Source organism: Cognatilysobacter lacus, assembly GCF_008274655.1.
Lineage (GTDB): Bacteria > Pseudomonadota > Gammaproteobacteria > Xanthomonadales > Xanthomonadaceae > Cognatilysobacter > Cognatilysobacter lacus.
Map to the genome: position 1 here is coordinate 1 of NZ_VTRV01000273.1, position 1,118 is coordinate 1,118.

Annotated in this window: 2 protein-coding genes; both read right to left on the reverse strand. The window is 71.3% G+C overall.

Going from position 1 to position 1,118, the window contains the following annotated elements:
* Window positions 1–219, reverse strand: a 219-nt coding sequence (locus tag FW784_RS14020) for a diacylglycerol kinase family protein (RefSeq protein WP_268890920.1), incomplete at its 3' end; no start/stop codon positions are given.
* A gap of 88 nt (window positions 220–307) precedes the next feature.
* A complete protein-coding gene (locus FW784_RS14025; RefSeq protein WP_149353937.1) occupies window positions 308–1,012 on the reverse strand; it encodes a 2OG-Fe(II) oxygenase in 705 nt (234 codons plus the stop codon).
* Window positions 1,013–1,118: the final 106 nt, after the last annotated feature.

Here is a 1,118-nt window from a genome sequence, read left to right on the forward strand (position 1 = left end):
CGCCACGGCGTTGACGGTGCCATCGCCGCCGGCCGCGATGATGCAGGCCGGCCGGGTTGCCAGTGCATCGACGATCGTGTCGTCGAGCTTGGCGGGGTCTTCCACCGCGTGCATCTGCGCATCGACGCCTGCGGCGGCCAGTGCATCGCGCACCGCGTCGGCCTGGTTGCCACCGCTGTGCGAGTGCGCGTTGACGATGACGGGGATCGGCGTGCTCATGGGGGCAGCATGGCGCGGCGGCCGTGCAGCGGCTGTTAGCACGGGTGCGCGGGGCGGTATCGGCGTCCGCGGGCGTCCACGTGGGCCGCTATGCGCGCCACCAGCCCGTGATGGAAAGCCGGTCGTGCTCGGCCCAGGGCGCTACCAGGCTGACGCAATGGTCCGTCGGAACCGCGAACAGCGTCAGCGTGTTCCAGCGCGGCAGCCGCGTGTCGACGACCCGCCCGGCGCTGTCGATGAAGTGGAGCAGCCCGCCCCAGTCCGCGCGCCAGTCGCGGGTCAGGTTGATGACGTAGGCATACAGGCGGCTTTCGGTCTCGTCTTCATCCGTGTGCTGCAGAAGAAAATGTCCGGGGCGGTAGCGCGTGGCCTGCGCGCCGACGCGGCGGATGCGCATGTCGCCTGAAAGCGCGCGTGCAAACGCGATGAACGGCGGCGAATTGAGGAACTCGACCACGCCGTTGAGCAGGAGCCCGGGATCGCGCTGCTCCCGGTACGCGGCGATCATCTGGTAGCTGTCGTACGCGAAGCGGAAGCCTGCCGCGCGCGCCTGAGTCGCGGCATTGCGGAGCAGCTCGTCGCGCCGGTCGGGGGCCATGGCGGCGTAGTCGCCCGCCGGCACGATCCTCGGGCCCGCGGCGTCGCGCACCGCCAGTGTCCAGGGCACCTCGTGCGCCAGGCAGTGATGCATGCGCTCGGCCGCGTCGGGCTGGAGGAAATCACGAACCTGGACGCGGCCATCGCGGCCCAGGAGCGCGCGCCAGTGCGCAACGTCGAGCGCTTCGTTGATCACGGCGGGCGAACTCCCGACTGCGGGGCGGCGGACTGCCTACGCACCCTTGTGCTGCTGCAGTCTGCCTGCACCGCGCCGCCGGTCACAGGGGTCGGCGCGCGGCGGC